Origin of the sequence: Methylomonas defluvii, assembly GCF_033949435.1 — a bacterium.
In the GTDB taxonomy this organism is placed as follows: domain Bacteria; phylum Pseudomonadota; class Gammaproteobacteria; order Methylococcales; family Methylomonadaceae; genus Methylomonas; species Methylomonas defluvii.
The window spans coordinates 126,379-149,779 of record NZ_JAXARY010000008.1 but is presented as its reverse complement, the minus strand read 5'-3'; the positions used below and the strand labels follow the sequence as shown (position 1 = coordinate 149,779).

At 48.6% G+C, this 23,401-nt stretch carries 24 protein-coding genes and 1 tRNA gene; 14 read left to right on the top strand and 11 right to left on the bottom strand.

The window, feature by feature from the left end; genetic code table 11:
• The first annotated feature begins 124 nt into the window (after positions 1-124).
• The 3 genes from QLH52_RS10585 (at position 125) to QLH52_RS10575 (ending at position 2,597) form a co-directional block, all read left to right on the top strand.
• The gene (locus tag QLH52_RS10585) at positions 125-514 is read left to right on the top strand and encodes a lipocalin-like domain-containing protein (RefSeq protein ID WP_319961506.1); all 390 of its coding nucleotides are present in this window, start codon (positions 125-127) and stop codon (positions 512-514) included.
• Between the two features lie 102 nt (positions 515-616).
• Positions 617-1,432, top strand: coding sequence for a ferritin-like domain-containing protein (locus tag QLH52_RS10580; RefSeq protein ID WP_319961505.1), 816 nt, complete (start codon positions 617-619; stop codon positions 1,430-1,432).
• A complete protein-coding gene (locus tag QLH52_RS10575) occupies positions 1,425-2,597 on the top strand; it encodes an NnrS family protein (protein ID WP_319961504.1) in 1,173 nt (390 codons plus the stop codon). The genes QLH52_RS10580 and QLH52_RS10575 overlap by 8 nt, the downstream gene beginning before the upstream one ends.
• A gap of 53 nt (positions 2,598-2,650) precedes the next feature.
• On the opposite strand, the gene ispG is transcribed toward QLH52_RS10575, so the two are convergent.
• Positions 2,651-3,871: a flavodoxin-dependent (E)-4-hydroxy-3-methylbut-2-enyl-diphosphate synthase gene (gene ispG, locus QLH52_RS10570; protein WP_319961503.1), complete on the bottom strand. Its 1,221-nt coding sequence runs from the start codon at positions 3,869-3,871 to the stop codon at positions 2,651-2,653.
• Positions 3,872-3,973: 102 nt separating this feature from the next.
• Between ispG and QLH52_RS10565 the strand changes: the two genes are divergently transcribed.
• The 8 genes from QLH52_RS10565 (at position 3,974) to nqrM (ending at position 11,083) form a co-directional block, all read left to right on the top strand.
• On the top strand, positions 3,974-4,702 hold the full coding sequence (locus QLH52_RS10565; RefSeq protein WP_171695021.1) for a metallophosphoesterase: 729 nt from the start codon (positions 3,974-3,976) through the stop codon (positions 4,700-4,702).
• Positions 4,703-4,888: 186 nt separating this feature from the next.
• A complete protein-coding gene (locus QLH52_RS10560; protein ID WP_319961555.1) occupies positions 4,889-6,235 on the top strand; it encodes a Na(+)-translocating NADH-quinone reductase subunit A in 1,347 nt (448 codons plus the stop codon).
• The gene (locus QLH52_RS10555; RefSeq protein WP_319961502.1) at positions 6,235-7,434 is read left to right on the top strand and encodes an NADH:ubiquinone reductase (Na(+)-transporting) subunit B; all 1,200 of its coding nucleotides are present in this window, start codon (positions 6,235-6,237) and stop codon (positions 7,432-7,434) included. Before QLH52_RS10560 ends, QLH52_RS10555 begins: the two co-directional genes overlap by 1 nt.
• Complete coding sequence (locus tag QLH52_RS10550) at positions 7,427-8,290, top strand: Na(+)-translocating NADH-quinone reductase subunit C (RefSeq protein ID WP_033159350.1); 864 nt, start codon at positions 7,427-7,429, stop codon at positions 8,288-8,290. The genes QLH52_RS10555 and QLH52_RS10550 overlap by 8 nt, the downstream gene beginning before the upstream one ends.
• A gap of 8 nt (positions 8,291-8,298) precedes the next feature.
• A complete protein-coding gene (locus QLH52_RS10545) occupies positions 8,299-8,967 on the top strand; it encodes an NADH:ubiquinone reductase (Na(+)-transporting) subunit D (RefSeq protein ID WP_020481963.1) in 669 nt (222 codons plus the stop codon).
• A complete protein-coding gene (gene nqrE, locus QLH52_RS10540; RefSeq protein WP_101052580.1) occupies positions 8,967-9,575 on the top strand; it encodes an NADH:ubiquinone reductase (Na(+)-transporting) subunit E in 609 nt (202 codons plus the stop codon). The genes QLH52_RS10545 and nqrE overlap by 1 nt, the downstream gene beginning before the upstream one ends.
• 10 nt (positions 9,576-9,585) lie before the next feature.
• Positions 9,586-10,806 carry an NADH:ubiquinone reductase (Na(+)-transporting) subunit F gene (gene nqrF / locus QLH52_RS10535; RefSeq protein WP_033159347.1) on the top strand — a complete coding sequence of 407 codons (1,221 nt, stop codon included), beginning with the start codon at positions 9,586-9,588 and terminating at the stop codon, positions 10,804-10,806.
• An 88-nt stretch (positions 10,807-10,894) separates the two neighbouring features.
• The gene (nqrM, locus tag QLH52_RS10530) at positions 10,895-11,083 is read left to right on the top strand and encodes a (Na+)-NQR maturation NqrM (protein ID WP_033159346.1); all 189 of its coding nucleotides are present in this window, start codon (positions 10,895-10,897) and stop codon (positions 11,081-11,083) included.
• A 28-nt stretch (positions 11,084-11,111) separates the two neighbouring features.
• Here the strand turns inward: nqrM and QLH52_RS10525 are convergent, their stop codons facing one another.
• From QLH52_RS10525 to xseA, 3 genes are all read right to left on the bottom strand, one after another.
• The gene (locus tag QLH52_RS10525; protein ID WP_171695024.1) at positions 11,112-11,684 is read right to left on the bottom strand and encodes an alpha-ketoglutarate-dependent dioxygenase AlkB family protein; all 573 of its coding nucleotides are present in this window, start codon (positions 11,682-11,684) and stop codon (positions 11,112-11,114) included.
• Positions 11,681-12,085 (bottom strand): bacteriohemerythrin, encoded by a 405-nt coding sequence (locus tag QLH52_RS10520; protein ID WP_051670515.1) that lies wholly within the window; start codon positions 12,083-12,085, stop codon positions 11,681-11,683. The genes QLH52_RS10525 and QLH52_RS10520 overlap by 4 nt, the downstream gene beginning before the upstream one ends.
• Positions 12,086-12,199: 114 nt before the next feature.
• On the bottom strand, positions 12,200-13,543 hold the full coding sequence (gene xseA, locus QLH52_RS10515) for an exodeoxyribonuclease VII large subunit (protein WP_319961501.1): 1,344 nt from the start codon (positions 13,541-13,543) through the stop codon (positions 12,200-12,202).
• A gap of 160 nt (positions 13,544-13,703) precedes the next feature.
• Between xseA and QLH52_RS10510 the strand changes: the two genes are divergently transcribed.
• Entirely contained in the window at positions 13,704-14,795 is a 1,092-nt protein-coding gene (locus tag QLH52_RS10510) for a cation diffusion facilitator family transporter (protein ID WP_319961500.1), read from the top strand.
• Here the strand turns inward: QLH52_RS10510 and QLH52_RS10505 are convergent.
• Entirely contained in the window at positions 14,758-15,417 is a 660-nt protein-coding gene (locus tag QLH52_RS10505) for a class I SAM-dependent methyltransferase (protein WP_319961499.1), read from the bottom strand. The two genes, QLH52_RS10510 and QLH52_RS10505, sit on opposite strands and share 38 nt — an antisense overlap.
• Before the next feature lie 64 nt (positions 15,418-15,481).
• Here QLH52_RS10505 and QLH52_RS10500 point away from each other — a divergent pair.
• Positions 15,482-15,558, top strand: a tRNA-Asp gene (locus QLH52_RS10500).
• Between the two features lie 69 nt (positions 15,559-15,627).
• Here QLH52_RS10500 and QLH52_RS10495 read toward each other — a convergent pair.
• A complete protein-coding gene (locus QLH52_RS10495) occupies positions 15,628-16,131 on the bottom strand; it encodes an NUDIX hydrolase (protein WP_033159341.1) in 504 nt (167 codons plus the stop codon).
• A gap of 68 nt (positions 16,132-16,199) precedes the next feature.
• Between QLH52_RS10495 and QLH52_RS10490 the strand changes: the two genes are divergently transcribed.
• Positions 16,200-16,829, top strand: a complete 630-nt coding sequence (locus tag QLH52_RS10490) for a TetR/AcrR family transcriptional regulator (protein ID WP_033159340.1) — start codon at positions 16,200-16,202, stop codon at positions 16,827-16,829.
• Here the strand turns inward: QLH52_RS10490 and lplT are convergent.
• The 5 genes from lplT to QLH52_RS10465 form a co-directional block, all read right to left on the bottom strand.
• Positions 16,768-17,943, bottom strand: coding sequence for a lysophospholipid transporter LplT (gene lplT, locus QLH52_RS10485; protein ID WP_033159339.1), 1,176 nt, complete (start codon positions 17,941-17,943; stop codon positions 16,768-16,770). The genes QLH52_RS10490 and lplT overlap by 62 nt on opposite strands.
• Before the next feature lie 49 nt (positions 17,944-17,992).
• The gene (locus QLH52_RS10480) at positions 17,993-18,766 is read right to left on the bottom strand and encodes an NYN domain-containing protein (protein WP_033159338.1); all 774 of its coding nucleotides are present in this window, start codon (positions 18,764-18,766) and stop codon (positions 17,993-17,995) included.
• A 3-nt stretch (positions 18,767-18,769) separates the two neighbouring features.
• Positions 18,770-20,923, bottom strand: a complete 2,154-nt coding sequence (locus QLH52_RS10475; protein ID WP_101052582.1) for an AMP-binding protein — start codon at positions 20,921-20,923, stop codon at positions 18,770-18,772.
• Positions 20,924-21,134: 211 nt separating this feature from the next.
• The gene (locus tag QLH52_RS10470; protein WP_319961498.1) at positions 21,135-21,755 is read right to left on the bottom strand and encodes a cohesin domain-containing protein; all 621 of its coding nucleotides are present in this window, start codon (positions 21,753-21,755) and stop codon (positions 21,135-21,137) included.
• 63 nt (positions 21,756-21,818) lie between these two features.
• Positions 21,819-23,288, bottom strand: a complete 1,470-nt coding sequence (locus QLH52_RS10465) for a putative Ig domain-containing protein (protein WP_101052586.1) — start codon at positions 23,286-23,288, stop codon at positions 21,819-21,821.
• Between the last annotated feature and the right edge of the window lie 113 nt (positions 23,289-23,401).

The window sequence follows — 23,401 nt, the reverse complement described above, 5'->3', positions numbered from 1 at the left end:
TTGTAGGGGCGTCGTCTGACTAGTTTGGCTTGAGTATAGCTGCGGTATTCAAGTAAAGGAGGCTGCCTCCGGCTCCGTGTTACAATCGACGGCTCTAAAAACATAATCTCAAAAAGGCTTTACCATGCAATTTATTAAACTCTCCGCTGTTGCTTTATTGTTTTTATCTTTTCACGCCACAGCGGAAGTTCAGCTGACCAAAACCGATGTTTTGGGTACATGGCAAATCGACAAAGAATCCAACACCAGTGATGGCAGCAAGGCCCGAAGCTCTAATACCACCTGGACGTTTAAAGACGATGGCACTATCGAAGGCATGACCCATGAAAACGATTCGCATGCCAGACTTGACCAAATGCGGGCTGTGCTGAATTACGCCGTCGAAGGCGGCAAGATTGTCAAACAGGCGGCGCCGGGTCGCTCGAAGATGGAAACCTGCGAGGCAATCGAAAAATCCGGCAACAATATGGTTTTGAAGTGCCAAACCGTTTATTTCTTTATGTCTAAAAAATAAAAACGCCGGGCACTTCTGATAGTGTCGTGCTTAGTTTGACCTATTTACGTGGTTGTCGGATGGGATGGACTCATCGGTAGCGAGAAAACAGGAACTTCGATTTTGGCAGAGCAGCCCCAAAGCCTATCCGATTTTGCGGAGCATTGTTTATTCAATGGCGACATTGAGCAAAAGCTTGTTTTAACTCATCAAGCCAGGCAGTTGTTGGATAACGGCTTATTGTCCCTGCAAACAGACCGGGCGGTCTTGCCGATATGCAACACCGTATTTCCAAGCCGGCCGAAATTGTTGATGCCGCGAGAGATGCCTAAACGTCGTCTGGATTCCAACGAGGGTAAAGCGGCTTTTTTTCATGCACTCGCGCATATCGAGTTCGTGGCAATTTATTTGGCTTGGGACATCATTTACCGATTTCCCGGCTTGCCCGACGATTTTTATCGGGATTGGCTGATCATCGCCGACGAAGAGGCGCAGCATTTCGAGTTGATTCGCACTCATTTGCTTGGTTTAGGATCCGATTACGGCGATTTGCCCGCACATCGCGGGCTTTGGTCGCATGCCGAAGAGACTTCGGATGACATTTTGGCGCGTTTGGCGATAGTGCCGCGTTGCATGGAGGCGCGCGGATTAGATGTGACGCCGGGTATGATGGATAAATTAGTCGCTATTGACGATCAGCCCGGTCTGGCTATCTTGCAGCGGATTTACGACGACGAAGTCGGGCATGTCGAGCGCGGTTCTTACTGGTTCAATAATCTGGCCAGACAGCGCGGTATGGAACCTGAACACTGCTTTAAAGACCTGATACTGAATTATTTCAAGGGCAAGCCCAAGGGACCCTTTAACCGAGAAGTGCGTATAATTGCCGGCTTCTCGAATAACGAAATCGATTGGCTGGAGGAGCGTTTGCATGAATAACAAACCGGTTTTTGATTATCCACTGTTTGCGATGGGCTTTAGGGCTTTTTTCGCGCTGGCGGGATTATCAGCTCTGGCTTTGATTGCAGTATGGAACTCAATGTCCAACGGTTCGCTGCATATCGATAATTACTTCACCGGCAGCACGTGGCATGCTCATGAAATGTTGCTTGGCTACACCACAGCGGTGATTGCCGGTTTTTTACTAACAGCAGTTAGAAACTGGACTGGCTTACAAACGGTGACTCCCGATCAACTGGCGTCGCTGTGTTTTTTATGGATTTATGGCCGGGTATTGCCTTTTTATTCCGAACTACTGCCCGATTTGTTGATAGGCACCGTCGATTTCGTATTTTTGCCGGTGTTGGCGTATTTTGTGGGTAAGCCAATTTTAAAAACCGGCAACTATCAAAATCTGATTTTTGTCGCCTTATTGCTGTTATTAGCCTTGGGTAATGGTTTGATTCATGCCCAAGTTCTGGGTATGGCCGGTAATGCCTCGCTAGGGCTGGTCCTGGTGGTTACTGTTATCGTTGCGATGATTTTGGTCATTGCTGGCCGGGTATTTCCGTTTTTTACCGAACGGGGGCTATCTGGGGTTATTTGTATTCGCAATCCGGCATTGGATATAGCCGCTGTTGCGGTGAGTTTGGCGGTGTTTGCATTATTGATGCTGAATATATCCGGCGCTTTGTTGGCTGGTGCTGCGGTAGCGGCGATTGTGATTAATATTGTGCGAGTGGCGGCTTGGTACAACCCGCGGATTTGGTTTGTGCCCCTGCTTTGGGTTTTGTACATCGGCTATGGTTGGTTGATCCTTGGATTTGGCTTGGTCTCCCTCTCTGCTTTTGCTGTGGTTCCGCAGTCTTTGGCTTTACACGCCTTTACTGTGGGCGGCATCGGTATTTTGACTTTGGGCATGATGGCCCGCGTTGCGTTGGGCCATACCGGCAGGGCGCTAAAAGCCTCGAATGTGATGGCGCTGGCCTTTATGCTGATAAATCTGGCCGCGTTGTTTCGGGTGTTATTTCCGGCTTTGTTGCCAAACTGGTATGGCGGTTTGGTGATGGTGTCCACCTATTGCTGGTTGGCGGCGTTTTCCTTGTTCGCATTTTATTATTCGCCAATTTTGACCTCGCCCAGATTGGATGGGCAGCCGGGATAGCGTAGTTCATAAAAAAGGCGGCTATTAGCCGCCTTTTTTGTGTCGAAACGTTTTTACTGCGCGCTGTAATGCGATTCGATATAACGCTCGACTATAGCTTGGAACTCTTCAGCGATATGTTCGCCTTTTAGGGTGACGGTTTTGAAACCGTCTTCAAAAACCGGCGCAACAGGTGACTCGCCGGTTCCGGGCAGACTGATGCCGATGTTGGCATTTTTGCTTTCGCCGGGGCCGTTGACGACGCAGCCCATCACCGCGACTTTCATATCTTCCACGCCTTTGTATTTATCTTTCCAAATAGGCATTTGGTCGCGTAAATAGCCTTGAATGTCTTGCGCCAGACGTTGGAAATAATCGCTGGTGGTGCGTCCGCAACCGGGGCAGGCCACTACCATGGGTGTGAAGGAGCGAAAGTTCATGGTTTGCAGAATTTCCTGGGCCACAATGACTTCTTTGGTGCGCGCGGCACCGGGTTCGGGTGTTAGGGATACCCGAATGGTGTCGCCTATGCCTTGTTGCATCAGTACGCCGAGCGCTGCTGCTGATGCGACGATGCCTTTGGAGCCCATGCCAGCTTCGGTAAGGCCTAAATGCAGAGCGTAATCGCAACGGCTGGACAGGTCTTGATAAATGCTGATCAACTCCTGAACATCGCTAATTTTGCAGGATAGGATAATTTTGTCTTTGCCTAGCCCGATTTCCTGGGCTCTAGCCGCGCTTTCCAGGGCGGAGAGTATGATGGCTTCCCGTGTGATCAGGGGTAATTCTTTGGGTTGCGCTAATTGTCTGTTCTCGTCAAGCAATCGGGTTAGTACGGCTTGATCAAGACTGCCACCGTTGACGCCAATCCGCACGGGTTTGTTGTATTGAATCGCAAACTCAATCATCTGCTGAAATTGCGGGTCCCGCGCTTTGCCTTTGCCGACATTGCCGGGGTTGATACGGTATTTGGATAGTGCTTGAGCGCAATCCGGATATTTTTCCAGTAACTTGTGGCCGTTAAAATGGAAGTCGCCGATAATGGGCACCGAAAAGCCTTTTTGTGCCAGTCGGTTGACGATTTCCGGTACGGCTTGCGCAGCTTCTTCACGGTCGACAGTGACGCGGACCATTTCCGAGCCGGCTGTTGCTAATTCCATGATCTGTTGAACGCTTCCTGCAACATCAGCTGTGTCGGTATTAGTCATGGATTGAACTACAATCGGAGCGTCGCCGCCGACTTTTACGTTTCCTACCAAAACCTGTTGGGTGTGTTTTCTGGAGCTAATCGACATAGAAGTGTGGTCTGCAAAAACTGAAAGTTATCTAAAAAATACCAAGTAATTCACTTAGGATATAAATTATACCTCCTTAGTAACAGGACGAAAGAGCAAATTGTGCGGATAAATTACTTTTCTGATGTGCATCTGGAATTTGGCGAGCAGAGTCTGCCGGAAACTGATGCCGATTTGGTCGTGGCGGCAGGCGATATCGGCATATTCAAACAAGGTGTCGAATGGTTGAAGTCTATCGGCAAGCCTGTGGTTTATGTGGCGGGTAACCATGAGTTTTATGGTTACGAATATCAACAGACTATCGATATGTTGCGTAGGGAATGTGCGGGCAGTCAAATTCAGTTCCTGGAAAAAGATCAGTTTATCTTCCAGGGTGTGCGCTTTTTGGGTTGCACCTTGTGGACGAATTTGTTTATCGAGGGCGCCGAAAAGGCCGAAGTGCTGGGAAATACCTTGAATGACTTTCGCAAGGTGTCATTTGCAGGCCAAACTTTCGAGCCCAAACACTTTACCGAACTACATCGGGAATCTAAATTCTGGTTAGAACAACAACTTGCCACGCCCTTTGCCGGCAGGACCATAGTGGTCACTCATCATGCGCCCACCGAATGGAGTTGGATCGATTCACCCAACGTACTTAAAAAGCTGGCTTATTGTAATGACTTGAAGCCATTATTTCACGAATATGAAATAGCAGCCTGGTTTCACGGTCATGTGCACAATTTGGGTGATTACCGGATAGCGGATGCCCGTATCTTAAGCAATACCCGGGGGTATGTCGGGCGTAAGTATGTGAGTGGTTTTGATATCGATAAAGTGGTTGATATTTGAGCGGTATTTCCACTTATGCCGGGCGCTATCGCTCGGCTTAAAGGGCTACAAGCCTTGGGATTTTCCGTTGAGAAAGCCGATAACTTGTGATGTAATGAACATGTTTTGTCTTGAAGTGCCCTTTGGGATCGGTGTTTCGCAATGGGCTTTTTGCTGCAACTAGTCTGGGGAGCAGGCGTATTAACTATGCAATTTAATATAAAGAAAGGTTTGGATTTGCCTATAACAGGCGGACCCGAACAAAAGATAAGAGATGGTAACAGCGTCAAATCGGTAGCCCTATTGGGTGCCGATTACATCGATCTGAAGCCGAAAATGATGGTTGCCGAAGGAGATAAGGTCAAATTAGGACAGGCCCTTTTTTCTGACAAAAAAAATCCTGGCGTCAACTTTACCTCACCCGGCGCGGGTGTCGTTAAAGCTATTAACCGCGGCGACAAGCGTGCATTGTTGTCTGTGGTCATTGAATTGCAAGGGAATCAGCAAGAGTCTTTCAGCAAATACGGCGAAGCTGAGTTAGGTAATTTGACTCAAGAACAGGTTAAGGAAAATTTGCTGGCATCAGGATTGTGGACTGCGTTCCTGACACGTCCTTACGGCAAAATCCCTGCTGTCGATACAACGCCTAGTTCAATTTTTGTCACAGCGATAGATACTCGTCCGCTGGCGGCAGATCCTGCTGTCATTATCAAGGAACGTGCTGCCGACTTTGCTAATGGCTTGACTGTAGTTTCTAAGTTGACATCCGGTAAAACCTATCTTTGCAAAGCGACGGGCACTGATTTGGTAGCGAATCAAGCCGTTCAGGTAGCGGAGTTTTCCGGGCCGCATCCTGCCGGCTTGCCAAGCACCCATATTCATTTTATCGATCCGGTCAATATCCATAAATTCGTATGGCATATTGATTACCAGGCGGTAATTGCTATTGGCGCATTGTTTACCACAGGTAAGCTGGATGTAGAACGCATCGTTTCTTTGGCTGGTCCAACGGTTAAAAAACCCAGATTGGTACGCACACGTGTGGGTGCCAATCTGGACGATTTGGTTGCCGGCGAATTGCAAGATGTTGAAAACCGGGTAATTTCGGGCTCTGTTTTGTATGGCCACGAGGCTGCCGGATCTCTGGCATTTTTGAGTGCTTACAGTTTGCAGGTTTCTGCCATTAAAGAGGGTCGTGAACGTGAGCTTTTCGGTTGGATAGTTCCCGGCAAAGACAAATACTCGGCTATGAATGTTTACGTGTCGAGCAAAGATCGTAAAGATAATCGCCTGTTTCCGTTGACCACCGATAAAAATGGTAGCAATCGCGCCATTGTTCCGGTGGGAGTCTACGAGACAGTGATGCCTTTGGATATTTTGTCTACACCTTTATTGAAAGCCATTGTAGTCGGCGATACCGACACTGCACAGTCTCTTGGCTGCCTGGAACTGAGTGAAGAAGACGTGTCTTTGTTCACCTTTGTCGATCCAGGCAAGCATGACTTCGCGCCTGTGCTCAGAGCTAATTTAACTAAAATCGAGAAGGAAGGATAATGTCGGCTAGAGATATTTTAGATAGCATAGAGCCGCATTTTACAAAGGGCGGCAAGTTTGAAAAGTATTACGGTCTCTACGAGATGGTGGATACTTTTATTTACACGCCATCCGATGTAACGCGCGGAAAAACCCATGTACGTGACGGTAACGATCTGAAACGTACCATGACGTTCGTGGTAATCGCCACGGCGTTTTGTGTTTTGATGGCTTGGTACAACACGGGTTATCAAGCCAACTTAGCCATGAAGGGTATGGGTGTCGAGTCGATCAACAACTGGCGCAGCATTCCAATGGCGCTATTCGGCTACAACCCGTACAACCCGATTTCCTGCCTGGTGCACGGCATGTTGTATTTCTTCCCCGTTTACATCACTACCTTAGCGGTGGGTGGCGTTTGGGAAGTGTTGTTCGCAACCGTACGCAAGCATGAAGTCAACGAAGGTTTCTTGGTATCGTCAATGCTGTATACCTTAATCTTGCCGCCTGATATCCCCTTGTGGCAAGTGGCTTTAGGTATCTCGTTCGGTATCGTGTTGGGTAAAGAAGTTTTCGGTGGTACCGGTAAAAATTTCCTTAATCCCGCTTTGACAGGTCGTGCGTTCCTGTTTTTTGCGTATCCGGCTTCAATTTCCGGCGATGCGGTATGGGTTGCGGTGGACGGTTACAGTGGCGCGACGGCTTTATCGTTGGCATCGGCTGGTGGCGTGGAGGCGATTAAAGAGAGTTTCAGTTGGATCCAAGCGTTTTTGGGATTCATTCCCGGCTCGATGGGTGAAACATCCACATTAGCTTGTATGTTGGGTGCAGCATTCTTGTTATACACTCGCGTTGCTTCTTATCGCATTATGGCTGGTGTGTTGATCGGTATGATCGCTATGTCCACTTTGTTGAACATCGTTGGCAGCACAACCAACCCAATGTTTGCGATGCCTTGGTACTGGCATATGGTAGTCGGTGGTTTTGCTTTCGGTACGGTGTTTATGGCAACTGATCCTGTTTCGGCCGCTGTGACCGACACCGGTCGCTGGATTTACGGCTGCATGATCGGCGTGATGATTATCATCATTCGGGTTATTAACCCGGCTTTCCCGGAAGGTGTGATGCTTGCAATTCTTTTCTCAAACATGTTTGCACCATTGATTGATTACTTTGTTGTTCAAGCAAATATTAGAAGAAGGATCAAACGCCATGCTTAATGCCGAGAAAAAAACCTGTAAGTACAACGAGCAGCTCTGCAAGTACTACGAACAGTTCAGAGTTTACGCCGACAGAATCCTGGCTTTAAGTAACGACAGCCTGGAAAAAACCGTCAACGTGGCTTTGGCCTTATGTTTGGTGTGCGCTGTATTGGTATCTATTGCTACAGTCGCTTTACGGCCTTTGCAAGGCTACAACAAAGCCCTGGACATGAAGAAAAACATTCTTGATGTGGCTGGTTTGTTGGAAGAGGGTACTGATATAGATAAAGCCTTTGCGGAAAGAATCGAAAGCAAGATTGTCGACCTGAAAACAGGTGATTACGTAGACAATATCAATGTCGACGAATACGACCAACGCAAGGCTGCTAAAGACCCTGCGCAGAACGAGTTGATTCCGGTCGAGAAAGATATTGCCAGCATCCGTCAAAAAGCCAAATACACCAAAGTGTTTTTGGTTAAAAACGGCGACCAGTTGCAATCCATTATTCTGCCTATCAACGGTTACGGTTTGTGGTCTACGATGTACGGCTTTTTAGCCTTGGAAGCTGATGCGCAAACGGTACAGAGTATCAACCTGTACGACCAAGGTGAAACCCCTGGCCTGGGTGGTGAGGTAGTCAATCCTAACTGGCGCGCGTTGTGGAAAGGCAAAAAAGTCTATTCCGATAAAGGCGAAGTGGCTTTGACTTTAGTGAAAGGTGGTGTCGATTCCAGTCGCCCGGATTCTGTTTACAAAGTGGATGGTTTGGCCGGCGCAACCCTAACCAGTCGTGGCGTCAGTAATTTGATCCAATACTGGATGGGTACCGAAGGTTTTGCCACCTATCTAAACAAAATTAGAAAAAACGGTTAGGACTTATCATGGATAAAGAAACTAAAAAAGTATTATTCGAACCGTTGGTCGATAACAACCCCATCACCCTGCAGGTGCTTGGTGTGTGTTCGGCGCTGGCGGTAACGTCGCAAATGTCTACCTCATTGATCATGGCATTGGCCTTGACTTCGGTTACTGCCTGTTCAAGCGCAGCGATTAGTGCGGTGCGCGAGCATATACCGAGCAGCATTCGGATTATCGTGCAGATGATCATCATTGCTTCGCTGGTTATTGTGGTCGATCAGTTGCTTAAAGCCTTTGCATTCGATGTCAGCAAAAAGCTGTCGGTATTCGTAGGTTTGATTATTACCAACTGTATCGTTATGGGACGTGCTGAAGCCTACGCCATGAAGAACCCGCCACTGCAAAGCTTTGTAGATGGTATCGGTAACGGCTTAGGTTACAGTTTGATTCTAGTCATCGTGGCTCTGTTCAGAGAAACCTTGGGTTCAGGCAAACTGCTTGGCTTCGATGTGTTGCCTTTGGTTAAAGATGGTGGTTGGTATGTGCCTAACGGTATGATGCTGCTGCCGCCTAGCGCGTTTTTCATCATCGGCTTGATCATTTGGGGTTTCCGTACCTGGAAACCAAAGCAAGTGGAACATAACGAGTTCAAAATCATGTCGATTGCTCACGGTGAAGGAGGGCACCACTAATGGAAGCCTATATCAGTCTATTTGTTAAAGCGGTTTTCATTGAAAACTTGGCGCTCTCATTCTTCCTGGGTATGTGTACCTTCTTGGCGGTGTCCAAGAAGATCTCTACGGCCATGGGTTTGGGTATTGCCGTTATGGTGGTGCAAACCTTAACAGTGCCTGCCAATAACTTCATTTACCAAACTTTGTTGAAAGAAGATGCGTTATCTTGGATAGGCATTACCGGCGTGGATTTAAGCTTTTTAAGCTTGTTGAGCTGTATCGGTATGATTGCTGCGATTGTGCAGATTCTGGAAATGATTTTGGATAAATTCTTTCCGGCTCTGTATCAAGCCTTGGGTATCTTCCTGCCGTTGATTACCGTTAACTGCGCGATCTTGGCCGGTAGTTTATTCATGATCGAACGTGACTACAATTTTGGTGAAAGCGTGGTATACGGCATAGGAAGTGGTTTTGGCTGGGCTTTGGCGATTACCGTCATGGCCGGTGTGCGTGAGAAATTGAAATACAGCGATATTCCTGCTGCATTACAAGGTTTGGGCATCACTTTTATCACCGCTGGCTTGATGTCTCTGGGCTTCATGGCTTTCTCTGGAATTCAATTATAAGGGTATCGTAATGCTGGAAATTGCATTAGGTGTTATTTTCTTCACGGTCATCGTGATAGCGCTGGTGTTTTTGATCATCGGCGCGAAAAGTAAACTGGTGGCCTCTGGCGATGTGGAAATTCTTATCAATAACGAGAAGAAAATCCATGTACCAGTTGGTTCCAAATTGTTGACCGCATTGGCGGACAACCAGTTGTTTGTGTCCTCTGCTTGTGGCGGCGGCGGCACTTGTGGTCAATGTAAAGTGAAAGTGCATAGCGGCGGTGGCGACATTCTGCCAACCGAGCAATCGCATATCACCAAACGGGAAGCCGCACATGGTGAACGTCTGGCTTGCCAAGTATCCATCAAACAAAACATGGATATCGAAGTCGAAGACAGCGTATTCGGTGTTAAGAAATGGGAATGCACTGTTAAGTCCAACGACAACGTCGCAACGTTCATTAAAGAGTTGGTATTGGAATTGCCGGAAGGTGAAGCCATCAATTACCGTGCCGGTGGTTATATACAAATTGAATGTCCGCCACATATTTCAAAATATGCGGATATGGATGTTGCCGAGGAATACCGTCCTGATTGGGATAAATTCAATCTGTGGCGTTATGTATCGGATGTAAAAGAGCCAACCCTGCGTGCTTACTCAATGGCATCTTATCCTGAAGAAAAAGAAATAATGTTGAACGTCAGGATCGCTACGCCGCCTCCAGGGGCGCCGGATGGCATTCCGCCAGGCATCATGTCGTCCTTTATCTTCAACCTGAAGCCAGGTGATAAAGTGTTCGTATCCGGTCCTTACGGCGAGTTTTTTGCCAAAGAAACCGATGCTGAAATGGTCTTTATCGGTGGTGGTGCCGGTATGGCGCCGATGCGTTCGCATATCTTCGATCAACTACGCAGACTGAAATCCAAGCGTAAAATGACTTTCTGGTATGGCGCACGTAGCAAACGCGAAATGTTCTACGTTGAAGATTTCGATATGCTGGCCAAAGAAAACGACAATTTTGAATGGCATGTAGCCTTGTCAGATGCTTTACCTGAAGATAACTGGAAAGGTTATACCGGCTTCATTCACAACGTATTGTTCGAAGAATTCATCAAGAAACATCCGAACCCAGAAGATTGTGAATATTACATGTGCGGGCCGCCAATCATGAACTCCTCAGTGATTAACATGCTGCTGGCTAATGGTGTGGATCCTGAAAATATTATGTTGGATGATTTCGGCGGTTAAGTTGTATTAATCTGACGCGAAGCACAGGGAGCGATTTTCGGATCGCTCCTTTTTTCGTTTCAGTGATTAGAAAAAACAGGAGAAAAAAATGGGTTATTTTTTAGTAACATTTTTATTTATGTTGATCGTTATTGCCGTCATGGCAGTCGGTGTGCTTTTCGGTCGGAATGCCATCAAGGGGTCTTGCGGGGGCACCGGCAACTGTGTGTGTAGTGAGAAATGTGACAAAAGAAAGAAGTTTGAAGCTGAGCAAGCTAAAACATTGGAACAACATTAGGACTGCTTGCCCAAAGCGATAAACTAAGCTACTTCGGAGCGATAACTCTCCGAAACGTTAAGTTTATGCGTCCTTGAGTCAACTTCTGATCGACAGGAATACTATGCAGCCAGTGGTGTTGAAAATCGGGCTGCATAATCAATAGCATTCCACTAGTCAGTAAAATACTGCCGCTTTCCGCGGTTTTTTTATGCCGAAATGCAAATTGTCGGGTCGCTCCCAGCGTCAATGATGCGATAAAAGGCTGTGGTCCCAACTCCGCTTCGTTATCCGCATGCCAGCCTACATAATCATCGCCGTTGCGATATAAATTCACTAATACCGAATTAAATGAAAAGTTTAAGAACTGTTCGATTTTTTGCCTTATATCCGATAGTAATGGCGTCCAGGGCCGAGTTTTTAATAGATTATTGCTGTAGCTATAAACTATCCCCGGATCAGCATGCCAGGTTTGCAGGCGGGGTAAAGTAAATTCCCGACCGGCAACGCTGTAACAATTGTCGGGCCAATTTTGTTCCTGGAGCAAACGCCTATAGATAGCATCGCTTTCGGCGGCGTCGTAAAAATCTCTTATTATTCTCAGCTCCTTATCAGGCGTCATTCGTCTTGCAATTCCTGCTGTGCTTTAATGTGTGACGCTAATGCACTGTCCATTGTCGTAATGTGCAATAAAAACCATTGCGGCAGACGCTCCTTGACAAAAGCACGACCAAAGGAAATTAAGCCTTTGTCGATCCGGGTTTTAAACTGTTTGAATTCTTCCAAAACCCGTTGATGTTCGCCTTTGTGTTCGGTTTCCGCCGGAAATCCGAATTGCGCCATTAACCGATTTTCAGATTCAAAATGTTCTTCGGTGTGTTGATACAATTGCGCAAACAAGCCCGGAAAGTCAGTGTTATTGGCCTTATCCAATTGATTTACCAAATCAATAAAGATGCCGTGATCATGATCGATGTGAGCATAACCAACACTCAGGGGTATGGTTCTGTCGAATATTGTCATTTGAACACTCGTGTGATTTGTAAACTAATGCACTAAAGCATGTTTTATGCCCAGTAATCGCCGACGATAAAACCGATGGATGATTGTCGATGGCAATTAAAGCGCCGGCCAGATTTAATCGGGTATCACCTCATCAACTCTACTAACGATGCGCCCATCGGCCATTCTAATGTCGAACAGTTCAAGCTTGGCTAACTGTTTAACCGACTTCACCAGCTGGGAGCTTTCGTGTCGTTGCACGATAGCATAACCGCGTTCCAGCGTTGCCAGTGGACTAATCGCATGTAAGGTTTGTGACCTCGCGCGTTGCCGATTTTTCAATGCCGTCAGTTTAATTTGCATCGAACGGCTTAATCGTTGTTGGAAGTAATCAAGTTGCTGCCGATAGCCGTGAATCGATACCAACGGTTGCTGTCCGTTCAGACGCTGGGTGTTTAACGCCAGACGCTGGCGGCACAGCCCCAAGCCGGCTCGCGTCGCGCGATCCAAGCGTTGTTCCAATTCGTCGAGACGCTGGGCATTGCGTTGTAGTTTTTCGCCCGGATGTTGGGTTTGTAGGGCTTTATTTAGCCAACTCAAATGCATCTGTTGCTGCTGTAATTTATCCTGCATTTGCCGGGTTAGTTGGCGCTCGATAGCTGTAAAGCGATTAAGCCAGGCGGATTGGTCCGGCACCGCACATTCGGCCGCTACCGATGGTGTCGGCGCGCGTAAATCAGCGACGAAATCGGCGATGCTGAAATCCACCTCGTGGCCTACTGCTGAAATCACCGGAATTTCGCTGGCCGCTACCGCCCTGGCGACAATTTCTTCGTTAAACGCCCACAAATCTTCCAGCGACCCGCCGCCGCGCGCTAGGATGATCACATCTACCAGAGCTTGTTTATTGGCTGCTGCCAATGCCGCGCTGATCTCGAATTTAGCGCTTTCGCCCTGCACCGCTACCGGATAGATCAGCACCGGGATCGCCGGAAAGCGCCTTTTCAGTACGCTGAGAATATCGTGAATCGCTGCGCCACTGCCCGAGGTGATGACGCCGATTTGTGTTGGCAGTGGCGGCAGCGGTTTCTTGCGGTTTTGCTCGAACAAACCCTCCTGTAATAGCTTTTGTTTTAAGCGTTCGTACGCCAGACGCAATGCGCCGTCACCTGCTTCTTCCAATTGTTCCACGACCAATTGATAATCGCCGCGCGGTTCGTACAAACTGACTTGCGCGGTGGCGACCACCAGATTGCCGTTGGCAGGTTTGAACCTTAGTCGTTGCTGTTGTCCTTTGAACATGGCGCAGCGGATCTGGGCTTGCGCGTCTTTCAAGGTAAAGTAGTAATGGCCGGAAGAGGGCAGGCTGAGATTGGAAATCTCGCCTTGTACTTGCACGGTTAAGAAATGGCTGGCCAGCAAGCGTTTGGCTTCGCGGTTTAGCTGAGATACGCTGAAGATCTGCTCGGAATTACTCATCGAATGCTTGAAAGTGCAGGGCGAATAGGTTGAAAACCTTATTTTACGGCGGTTTGCCGCAAATAACAGGGGCTTTTACTTTGCGGAAGTGTTTCCAGGTAAGCTGCGCTAAAATGCTGTCTCGGTAATGATTTCGGCTTTAGCGAACAAGGAACTACGGATGCATGAACATCAATTGAGTAACTGGCAACATTCGCACGATTTCGCGCGGATCAATCGCAAAGGCGAGCGTCGTACGAAATGGGTGCTGCTTCTGACGTTTGCGACGATGATTGTGGAAATTGTCGCCGGTATGCAGTTTCATTCGATGGCGTTGTTGGCGGACGGATGGCACATGGCCACGCATGTGGTGGCTTTTATGATTGCAATCTTCGCCTACCGTTACAGCCGTATCCACCAGAATGATCAAACCTTCGCATTTAGCCCCGCCAAGGTGGGTGTATTGGGCGGATTTGCCAGTTCGATAGCATTGGCGATGGTAGCCTTGGTAATGATTGCCGACTCGGTGCAGCGGTTGCTGATGCCGGAAATAATTCGCTTTGACGAGGCGATTTTAGTCGCGCAAGTGGGTTTGTTGATCAACCTGTTAAGCGCGCTATTATTGCGAGACCATCACGATCACCACCATGGACACGGGCATAATGCTCACCATGACCATGACCATGACCATGACCATGACCATGACCATGACCATGACCATGACCATGACCATGACCATGACCATGACCATGACCATGACCATGACCATGACCATGACCATGACCATGAAGAACACGGCCACAAAGATCAAGCTCAGCGCTCCCATCATCACGATCACAACCTAAGAGCGGCCTATCTACACGTAATGGCCGATGCCCTTACATCGGTATTGGCCATCGTCGCCTTGGTGGCTGGCAAATATTACGGTTGGGTTTGGCTGGATACGGTGATGGGTTTTGTTGGCGCGACAGTGATTCTGGTCTGGGCTTACGGCTTAATCAAAGAGACCAGCCCCGTATTGCTGGACCAGACCATGAACCCCAAATACACCCACGCGATACAAACCGCGCTGGAGGAAGACGGCGAATGCCTTGTCAGCGATCTGCATGTTTGGCCCGTTAGTGCCAATCATTATGCGGCAATCGTGGTTTTGGTCACGCAGCAGCCAAAATCGCCCAGTTATTACAAGAATCTATTGGGCAAATTCGCGCAGCTCGACCATATCACCGTGGAAGTCAATTGTTGTAAGGGTCAGGATTGCGTTGCAGAATAATCGCGTCGTTGCCGATGAATTCTATTTGGCAATGATAATGCGCCGCTAACCAATGAAAAGTCGGTCGCGAGAAAAAAGCGATGTGGGTTTGATCGTTTTTGTAATGCCATTTGGCAAAGGCCTCGGCATCTATGACCAATTTGGTCATGATGCCCAGCCAACCGCCGGGTTTTAATAGTCTAAACAGCGTGTCGAACTCACGTTTCGGCGTGCGAAAATGCTCTACTACCTCGGTGCAGACGATAAAGTCGTAGGTTCTTTGCAGGTGTTCAGGAAAGTCCGCATAGAATGGGTCGTAGACATTGATTCGATGCCCACGCGCCTTGAACAGTTCTGCAAGCGCCGGGCCTGGGCCGCAACCATAATCAAGTCCAACAGAATTGTTCGGTAATTTTCTGAGCAAAGGTTTTGCCAAGCGGGATAGAAATTCAATGTAGCCCGGATCGTCAATGGTATTTTGATGTAGATCGTAAATAGCTTTTTCCTGGCTCGGCGATAAGTGCTGAGAGCAAGCGACATACACCAGTAAGCACTGTCGGCACTGAGTGTAATCGCGTTTTGCGTCGCTGTGATAAAGATGGGTATCGGGGCTGTTACAGAGTGGGCAGGATGGTGCCGGCATAATTAATTTGGGCTTTTGCTTGACGCTTGGGCGATATGCTGTAGAATGCGCCGCTCTCTACTGCGGAGCGGTAGTTCAGTTGGTTAGAATACCGGCCTGTCACGCCGGGGGTCGCGGGTTCGAGCCCCGTCCGCTCCGCCACTTTCGTTTTTATCTGCGTTTTAATCTCATCGTTTAAGTGACATTGATGATGAGTATCTAACAAGCATTTTAGTTTGCAATATTCCTAAACCGTTGCCAGATAATTTTAAACGTCAGCGTCAAGGTTGGATCGTTCTTGGCAACGCGCTTATCCAGGTTATCCGGATCTGCCCAACAACCTTCGTCGATTTCATCTGCCGCTAAGCTAAATGGTCCGTTATGCCGACACCGATAGACCTGGATAAATTCCATACCTAAGTCGGTGCTAGGTTCCAATTTAAATAAACTCTCCAGGCTTTCGGCAAATATGCCCAATTCCTCCTTTAATTCACGAGGCGCGCAACGGTCATAGCTTTCGCCGGCGTCGACGTGACCAGCCGCCGAGGTATCCCATAAGCCTTTGTTCAAATCTTTTTTCATCGAGCGCTTTTGCAGAAACAACTGGCCAGCATCGTTGAAAACCAGAATATGCACGGCCCGGTGGCGCAGGCTGTTGGCGTGAATCACCGACCTGGGTTGTTGGGCAATCACTGTATCGTCGTTATCGACGACATCGAGAAGTTCGTTGTGCATGTAAACTATCGATTCCTGAGGCAAGGTCGTGTATGGTAGCTGTTTTTAGTGCATGTCGCAGAGAACATATGGCAAGAAGAAGCGAACATAGTCAGGAACAAATCAAGGAAATGGTGCTGGTCGCCGCAGAAACCATCGTTATAGAGGACGGCTATAGCGCTCTGACCGTGCGCAAAATCGCGATGGAAATCGGCTATACCGTGGGCAGCATTTATATGGTATTTGCCAATATGAACGATTTGCTGACCCACGTCAAAGGCCGCACATTGGATGAGTTGGCTAAACAATTGCTTCACTGTGAACCGTCCGCCAGTGTCGAGGAAAATATTCTGATCTTGGCGGAAACTTATCTAAATTTTGCCGCCCAGCATTTCAATCGCTGGCGAATGATCTTCGATATTCAGAGCGAGGAGCCTCAGCCTGACTGGTATCTACAAAAGGTGGAGCAGATGTTTGCGATTGTCGAGGTGTTGTTTATCCAGCTTACACCCGGCAGCTCCGCGGAACATAGCCGGCTGGCAGCCAGAACTTTGTGGAGCGGCGTGCATGGCATCTGTATTTTGTCGCTAACCGCCAAACCGCAAGTCAGCGACATTGCAGCATCCAAGTTAAGCGTGGATTTGTTGGTGCAAACCTTTATTCAAGGCTGGAAGGCGCTTGCTCCACTTCAGGTAAATGCCAAACCACCAGAAAAGTAGCCGCCAGTAGTAGCAAGCCCAAGCCGATTAGTGCTGTAATCGGCGTTACTTGTTCGGCTGCCGCCAGGGTGTAGCCGCCGACCGACAATAGCATTGCTACATTCTGGAAAAAATTCTGCATCGCTACCGCACCGCCGCTGCCTATGCTTTGTTGGCCGATCTCCTGTAAAGCAGCGTTTATTGGGACGATAAACATGCCGCCTGCCATACCCATTAAAAACAACACAAAACGCGCCGGCCAGACTGCTTCCGTGAAACTCAGGGCGATGATGAAGATGCTCATCAGATAGGCCGGGATGCGGGCGCGGCGCAAATGTTCCAGCGGAATCAAGCGTGGGACCAGGACTGAACCGGCGATGATACCGATAGCCAAAAATAGCGTGAGATTGGCAATATCGCTGGCGTTATGCGTCATTAACACCAACGGCGCCCAGGCGATGATAATCACCCGCACACTGGCTGCTGCTGCCCAAAAAAGGGATGCGCCCAGCACCGCGAAGCGTGAGCGTGGCATTGCCAGAAATGTTTTAACTTCCAAGTAGAACAGCCTGATTTTCGAGCCGGACGGTGGCGCTTTACGTAAGCCTATCGGCAAGAATAAGGTGGTGGCAGCAGAAATCAAAAACAATAATATTGTTACAAGCAAGGCCCAAGTGGTGGAATGATCGGCCAGCTTGGCGCCCACCACCATGCCGGTCAATATCGCCAGAATAGTCGATCCTTCTATCCAGCTATTGGCTTTCACCAAGCCGTCATGTCCTGCCAGTTCCGGTAAAATCCCATACTTGGCTGGGCTGTACAACGCAGCGCCGACTCCCACTACACAATAAGCTAACAGTGGTTCGACTTTAAATAACAATAAGCCGGCACCGCAAGCCTTGATCAGATTGGCGACAATCAACACCCGCGATTTAGCATGGCTGTCGGCAAACCCACCCACCCAGGGCGCCAACACTACGAATGCCACCAGAAACACGCTTTGTAGTGCCGGCACGTACCAACTAACCGGGTGCGCATCCTGCATCACCATGGCGATGACTGTAAACAATATGGCGTTGTCGGCAAATGCCGAGAGGAATTGCGCGATTAAAAGGGGATAGATGTGTTTGCTCATTCGAAATGGTCCCTAGCTTGAAAAATTTATACTCTTATCGGAAAAGTGGTCAGATTTTTTGTAGCCTCTTGTCGCGATAGGACATCCTGGTTGCGTTAGTACCCTTCATTTTTTCATGCGTTATTTCAAACAGAGCAGTGGCGTCAATTAGACTTGAAAGTTTTATGTAGCCATAATTTCTAGGATCAAAATCTGGAAATTGGCGTTTTATTAAACTTCCAGCTAGACCTAAAAGTGCCCATCCATTTTCGTTTGAACATTCCTTAGCTGCGTTTCTAAGCATATTAATTAACTTTGTATCCATACACAGTTGCTGCCTTGTCCATTGTGTTTTTATCACCTGTTGGTTTTTATCTAAATCTCTGTCTTCATCATCAGTGTCCAAAGTGGTTAAAACGTCAATGTAGATGAAGTCATCGCAGGCATTTCGAAACGCCATAGGGGTTTTTCTTTCTCCAACACCATAAACGTGAAGTTGTGATTCCTTTAAACGGGTTGCTAGTCGAGTGAAGTCACTATCACTTGAAATAAGTGCAAAAGCATTGAATTTATTAGAATATAACAAATCCATTGCGTCGATAATTAAAGCAGCGTCGGATGAGTTTTTACCTTGAGTATAAGAAAACTGTTGTATTGGTTGAATTGCCAACTCGTTTAGAGGCTCTTTCCAATTTTTTAGCGCTGGACAGGCCCAATCACCATATGCCCTTTTTACGACGATATATCCGTATTTTGAGAGTTCAGTAATAATTGCTTCAAGAGAAGCCAGACGAGTATTTTCAGCGTCAATCAAAACAGCGAGTCTCTTTTCAGCGTTGAACATATTTTATTGGTCCGACATCAGTAATTCGGCTGCTAAGGCTGTCGCACCAGGATAATCGGTTTTTCCGGTCGCCAATACCGGCAGTTTATCGAGCACAAACACTTTTTTGGGTAAATTGATGGTGGCGACGCCGGTGGAGGCTTCGGCCAACTGTTTCGCGTTGGCGTCGCGGCGCGTGGTCAACAATACCAGTTGTTCGCCTTTTTTTGGATCGGGCAAACTGACCACCACATGCTGCGCTTCCGGCCAAGCGTGGATAGCCAATTGTTCCACCGCAGTCAGCGAGACCATTTCGCCGCCAATTTTCGCAAAGCGCTTGCTGCGGCCTTGAATGTGAATAAAGCCTTCCTCGTCGACATGCACGATGTCGCCGGTATCGTACCAACCTTCGCCGAAAGCAGCGGAGCAAGGCGGTACCAAAACTCCGGGATTGTCCGGCAGTAGATAACCTTTCATAATGTTGGGGCCGGCAACATGCAATTTACCGGCGTTCTCAATGCCAGGCACCGGTTCCAATTTATGCAACATATCGGGCATGAAGCGGCCGACGCTTCCAGCCTTGTAGTCCATCGGCGTGTTTACCGAGGTTACCGGCGAGGTTTCCGTGGCGCCGTAACCTTCCAAGATACGGATACCGAATTTATCCAACCAAGTGGTGCGGGTGGTTTCTTGCAATTTTTCGGCGCCGGCTACCACGTAACGCAATGAGTAAAAATCGTAAGGATGGGCTTTTTTGGCATATGCCGCCAAAAAGGTATTGGTGCCGAACATGATGGTCGCGCCTACCTCGTATGCCATCTCCGGAATCACCGCATAATGCAGTGGCGACGGGTAAAAAAAGCTGGTCATGCCGTTCAATATCGGCATCATCGTGCCGACCGTGAAGCCGAAGGAATGGAACATCGGCAGAAAATTCAACACCACATCCCCCGGTCCGAAATCAATGCGCGCTCTGATTTGTTTATGATTGGCCAGGATATTGGCATGCGACAACACCACGCCTTTCGGTAAGCCTTCCGAACCTGAAGTAAACAGTACGACGGCCGCATCGTCAGCATCGTAGTCCTGGCTTTTGTACCAAAATCTTGCGGTTTTAGCCTGTAGCAAGCCGATGATTTTGTCGACACTTGTTAGTGATGTCGCCAAGTCTTCCAAATAAATTAATTTGACGTGTTGTGCCAGCGTTGCGGCTTCGTCTCCCAGTTTCGCTAATTCAATGAATTTGCGCGAAGTCAGCACAAGTTTGATTTGTCCGGTGCGGCAAGCGGCGGCCATGCCGGCGGCGCCGATTGAATAATTCAGCATCGCCGGTACCCGCTGATAAATCTGTAAACCCAGTACCACGTTCAGCGTCTTACAGCTATTGGGCAGCAACACGCCGACATTCTCGCCGGTTTGCGTGAGGGTTTTGACTAGTTTGCCTACGATGATGCTGCGGGTGATCAGTGCGTCGTAGCTTAGTGGCTTGCGTTCCAGATCCTCAGCAACGGTGTAACGCCCGCCATGTAAAGCCCGAGCTTCCAATAAGGCCGCAAAGATGGTTTGTTGATAATGGCTGGTGGCAAACATCATTTCCGTCATGATGTCAGCCAGGATGTGGCCGCTATGCTTGCGGCGGGCTTTGCCGGTCACATCGCCGTGAGTCTCGATCAAGGTTGGCGGCTGAATATGAATGGTGATGCGCGGAAACCAGTGTTGACGCACGCTGCCCAGCTTGGAAAAGCGGCTGTATTCAGCGCCGTCGATGCGAATCGGCAACAAGGTTGCCCCCGATTTATCGGCAACCATGCCGGTGCCGTCGTAGATTTTCATCAAGGAGCCGGTCACGGTGATCCGGCCTTCCGGAAAAATCACGGTTTTGGTATCGCTTTGCAAATGATGAATCAACGCCTTTAAAGACAAGGGGTGCGTTGGATCCATCGGAAACACTTTGGATAAACGCAAAAATGGCTTTAGCCACCAGCGTTCAGAGATTTGGGTATTGATCGCAAAGGTGATGTCGTCCGGCAAAAACACGCCCAGCAGCAAAGGATCGAGAAATGAAGTGTGGTTGGCGACGATCAACACGCGGTTGCCGGCTTTAGCGTAATTTTCCAGCCCGTGGACCTTGACTCGATAGACTAGCGTCAACAGCCAGCGTAAAACAATTTTTAACATGATATTCCTCCCGTAAGCGCATATTAGCAGACAGATTGCGATTTGCCGGAAGGCACTATAACGATAAACTAAACGTTGTTCAATTTAATTTTCCCTTTGCCTCCTAAAAACGAAAAAGCCATCCCCAAGGGATGGCTTTTGACATTGCTACCACCTTATCCGTCGACGGACAAAATCGCTGCGATAACCCGGCGAACTGCTTTATGGCTTTTTAATTTGGTTTTTTCCCAAAGCCGAATATGCCTAACAGCGCCGGAACAAACAAGAAGACAGATGCAGGCAACGGAACAGCGGCTGGTGCGGCAGTGACGTGGACAGTAGCGCCTGTGATGGTTGTGGCGGGCCCGCTACCATCGGAGAGAAATAGTAGTTGTGCCGGCGTATAGATCGGGTCGGGGATTATGCTTAAGGCATTCCCCGCGCTGACATTGAGCGCTTGAAATTTGACGGTGCCCAGCAAGGTGGGCTCAGAGATATTCAAACCGGTTGCGACGCTGCCCGACAGCATTTCGGCAAAATGAATTTTCCCCAAGGTTGCGCCCGAGCCTGGGGTAATGCTGTTCGCCAGACTTTCGGTGTCAGTGCCAAAAATACTGCCACTGCTTAGCAATTGCGCCGATAGATTGGTGCTGTTGTAGGTCAGATCGAAATCGAAGCCCGCCAAATCAGCAACGTTATTAATATAAATATTGACATCGAAAATAGAGCCTTTAGCGAATGAGCGGATATTCGTGTTGTCAGAAAATTTAAGATTAAGCGTGGCCGCTTCGGTGGTCTGGAAAAACCCGACGAATGCCAGCGCAAGCAGTTTGGTAAGTAAATGTTTGTTCATGAAAGGTTCCATAGAAGCGTAAGCCGGAGTTAACTGCTCCGGCAAAAGTATTTAAAAATTGGTTCAGGGCGCAGGGTTGACCACGGCACATTGCGGCAAGGTACAAAGCGAAGCTGCCTTTCTGTAATCGATAATATTGACTCGCAAATCGCCATTCAGATCAGCGGGGTCGTTGGCTGCTACCACTTTGCCGTATTTGGCTTTGATGGCGTTCAAATCGTTCATGTCGATGTCGTTATCGCGATCCGTATCGCCGGGGCCTGTTACTTTCACGGTAAAAGCTTTAGATGCGCTGGTGTTATCGGCATCGTTCGCTGAGACGGTAAAGTTGAAAATGCCTACCTTGGAAGGCAGGCCTGATAACAGACCTGTGTCTTGCGCAAGAGTCAAACCGTTTGGTAATGCGCCGGCGCTGACGTTGACCACGTAAGGCGTGTTGCCGCCGCTAATGGTGGGCCGCTCCGGAAACACTTCGTTGACATTGCCGTTTTGCAGCGCGTCGACCATTGCGAAGGGCGAGATGGCTAGGAATTCCGTCATTTGCGAACCTTGATAGGCACCGACGACTTCCGCAGTCGAACAATCGAATTCATGAGAGCCGCCGTTGGCATCGGTTACTTCCACTACGCCGTCGCCGTGCAGATTATCCGTTCCGACCGCATCGCACATGGCTTCACCCTTTTCGCCATCAATGGACGCGGCGGGGCCGCCATAGGCATAAAACTCATAACGGCGGGTGACGACTTCTTCGGCGTTGTTGCCCATGCTGTCACTGCCGCCACGCAATTCGGATTTGGCGTTGCTGACACCATTGTGGGATTGCAGCAAATACCATTCGGATTCGACTTCGTCCGGCTCACCATTGGTCCAGTCTGCTAGACCGTCGTGGTCATGATCATCACTGATCAGTGCGCCTAAGGCCAAAACCCGAGCGTTGTGAGTTTTAGTTTTAATAACCTTGACCCAACTGGGTTCGCCAAATTCTTTTACGACGCTTTGCGGAACAACCGGAGCCGGCATGGTTGCCACGACTTGAGCAGGGAAGTCAGTGGTCGGTGGGGTGTAGTCGAATACCGGCGTATTCAACTGCAGCGCGGGACCAACAACCAGTTTGCCACTGCCATCCTTGACCAGCCAGTTGTATTTGACCGCGCTATAAGGCGTGGTGGCGGAGTAGGCAAAGTGCACCCCAAAATGTTCGCAGCCGACATTTTTGCTTAAATCGTAGCAATACAAGGTACTGCCGATTGGATAGGGATTGGTGAAGGCACCGTCTTTTTCGTAACGTACGAAGGTTTTGGGGTGCGCCGGGTCGCTGAGGTCTTCCCGTATTTTTCCGTAACCGTAATGATTACCTGGGTAGGTGCTGACTACATCTTTGCTGTTCGTATCGTCGAGTTCTATTTCTATGCCGTAGACCGGACCGCCGGTGTGATTCAGTGCGTCAAAGTTGCCTAGCCCGCCCCTGATGTCGCTTGCTTCGGCAATAGAACCGAGCGCCAGCAATGGCAGTAAGAATGTCATCTGTTTCATTGAGTGTTCCCTGTAGGTTTGTGGTGTGTCAATTGACTTTAACTAACAATGAAACTTGGCGGGGTGAACCGACGACCTCCTGATTTTGATAGGCCGAGATAAAGCCTGACTAA

Excerpts from the sequence above, each read along its gene's own strand:
- QLH52_RS10585 (WP_319961506.1), top strand. The coding sequence starts at position 125 with ATGCAATTTATTAAACTCTCCGCTGTTGCTTTATTGTTTTTATCTTTT.
- QLH52_RS10475 (WP_101052582.1), bottom strand. The coding sequence starts at position 20,923 with ATGTTAAAAATTGTTTTACGCTGGCTGTTGACGCTAGTCTATCGAGTC.
- nqrM (WP_033159346.1), top strand. The coding sequence starts at position 10,895 with ATGGGTTATTTTTTAGTAACATTTTTATTTATGTTGATCGTTATTGCC.
- lplT (WP_033159339.1), bottom strand. The coding sequence starts at position 17,943 with ATGAGCAAACACATCTATCCCCTTTTAATCGCGCAATTCCTCTCGGCA.
- QLH52_RS10465 (WP_101052586.1), bottom strand. The coding sequence starts at position 23,288 with ATGAAACAGATGACATTCTTACTGCCATTGCTGGCGCTCGGTTCTATT.
- QLH52_RS10505 (WP_319961499.1), bottom strand. The coding sequence starts at position 15,417 with ATGCCGGCACCATCCTGCCCACTCTGTAACAGCCCCGATACCCATCTT.
- QLH52_RS10520 (WP_051670515.1), bottom strand. The coding sequence starts at position 12,085 with ATGACAATATTCGACAGAACCATACCCCTGAGTGTTGGTTATGCTCAC.
- QLH52_RS10490 (WP_033159340.1), top strand. The coding sequence starts at position 16,200 with ATGGCAAGAAGAAGCGAACATAGTCAGGAACAAATCAAGGAAATGGTG.
- nqrF (WP_033159347.1), top strand. The coding sequence starts at position 9,586 with ATGCTGGAAATTGCATTAGGTGTTATTTTCTTCACGGTCATCGTGATA.
- QLH52_RS10555 (WP_319961502.1), top strand. The coding sequence starts at position 6,235 with ATGTCGGCTAGAGATATTTTAGATAGCATAGAGCCGCATTTTACAAAG.
- QLH52_RS10480 (WP_033159338.1), bottom strand. The coding sequence starts at position 18,766 with ATGTTCAACGCTGAAAAGAGACTCGCTGTTTTGATTGACGCTGAAAAT.
- QLH52_RS10495 (WP_033159341.1), bottom strand. The coding sequence starts at position 16,131 with ATGCACAACGAACTTCTCGATGTCGTCGATAACGACGATACAGTGATT.
- QLH52_RS10510 (WP_319961500.1), top strand. The coding sequence starts at position 13,704 with ATGCATGAACATCAATTGAGTAACTGGCAACATTCGCACGATTTCGCG.
- QLH52_RS10575 (WP_319961504.1), top strand. The coding sequence starts at position 1,425 with ATGAATAACAAACCGGTTTTTGATTATCCACTGTTTGCGATGGGCTTT.
- nqrE (WP_101052580.1), top strand. The coding sequence starts at position 8,967 with ATGGAAGCCTATATCAGTCTATTTGTTAAAGCGGTTTTCATTGAAAAC.
- ispG (WP_319961503.1), bottom strand. The coding sequence starts at position 3,871 with ATGTCGATTAGCTCCAGAAAACACACCCAACAGGTTTTGGTAGGAAAC.
- QLH52_RS10560 (WP_319961555.1), top strand. The coding sequence starts at position 4,889 with ATGCAATTTAATATAAAGAAAGGTTTGGATTTGCCTATAACAGGCGGA.
- QLH52_RS10545 (WP_020481963.1), top strand. The coding sequence starts at position 8,299 with ATGGATAAAGAAACTAAAAAAGTATTATTCGAACCGTTGGTCGATAAC.
- QLH52_RS10470 (WP_319961498.1), bottom strand. The coding sequence starts at position 21,755 with ATGAACAAACATTTACTTACCAAACTGCTTGCGCTGGCATTCGTCGGG.
- QLH52_RS10525 (WP_171695024.1), bottom strand. The coding sequence starts at position 11,684 with ATGACGCCTGATAAGGAGCTGAGAATAATAAGAGATTTTTACGACGCC.
- QLH52_RS10550 (WP_033159350.1), top strand. The coding sequence starts at position 7,427 with ATGCTTAATGCCGAGAAAAAAACCTGTAAGTACAACGAGCAGCTCTGC.
- xseA (WP_319961501.1), bottom strand. The coding sequence starts at position 13,543 with ATGAGTAATTCCGAGCAGATCTTCAGCGTATCTCAGCTAAACCGCGAA.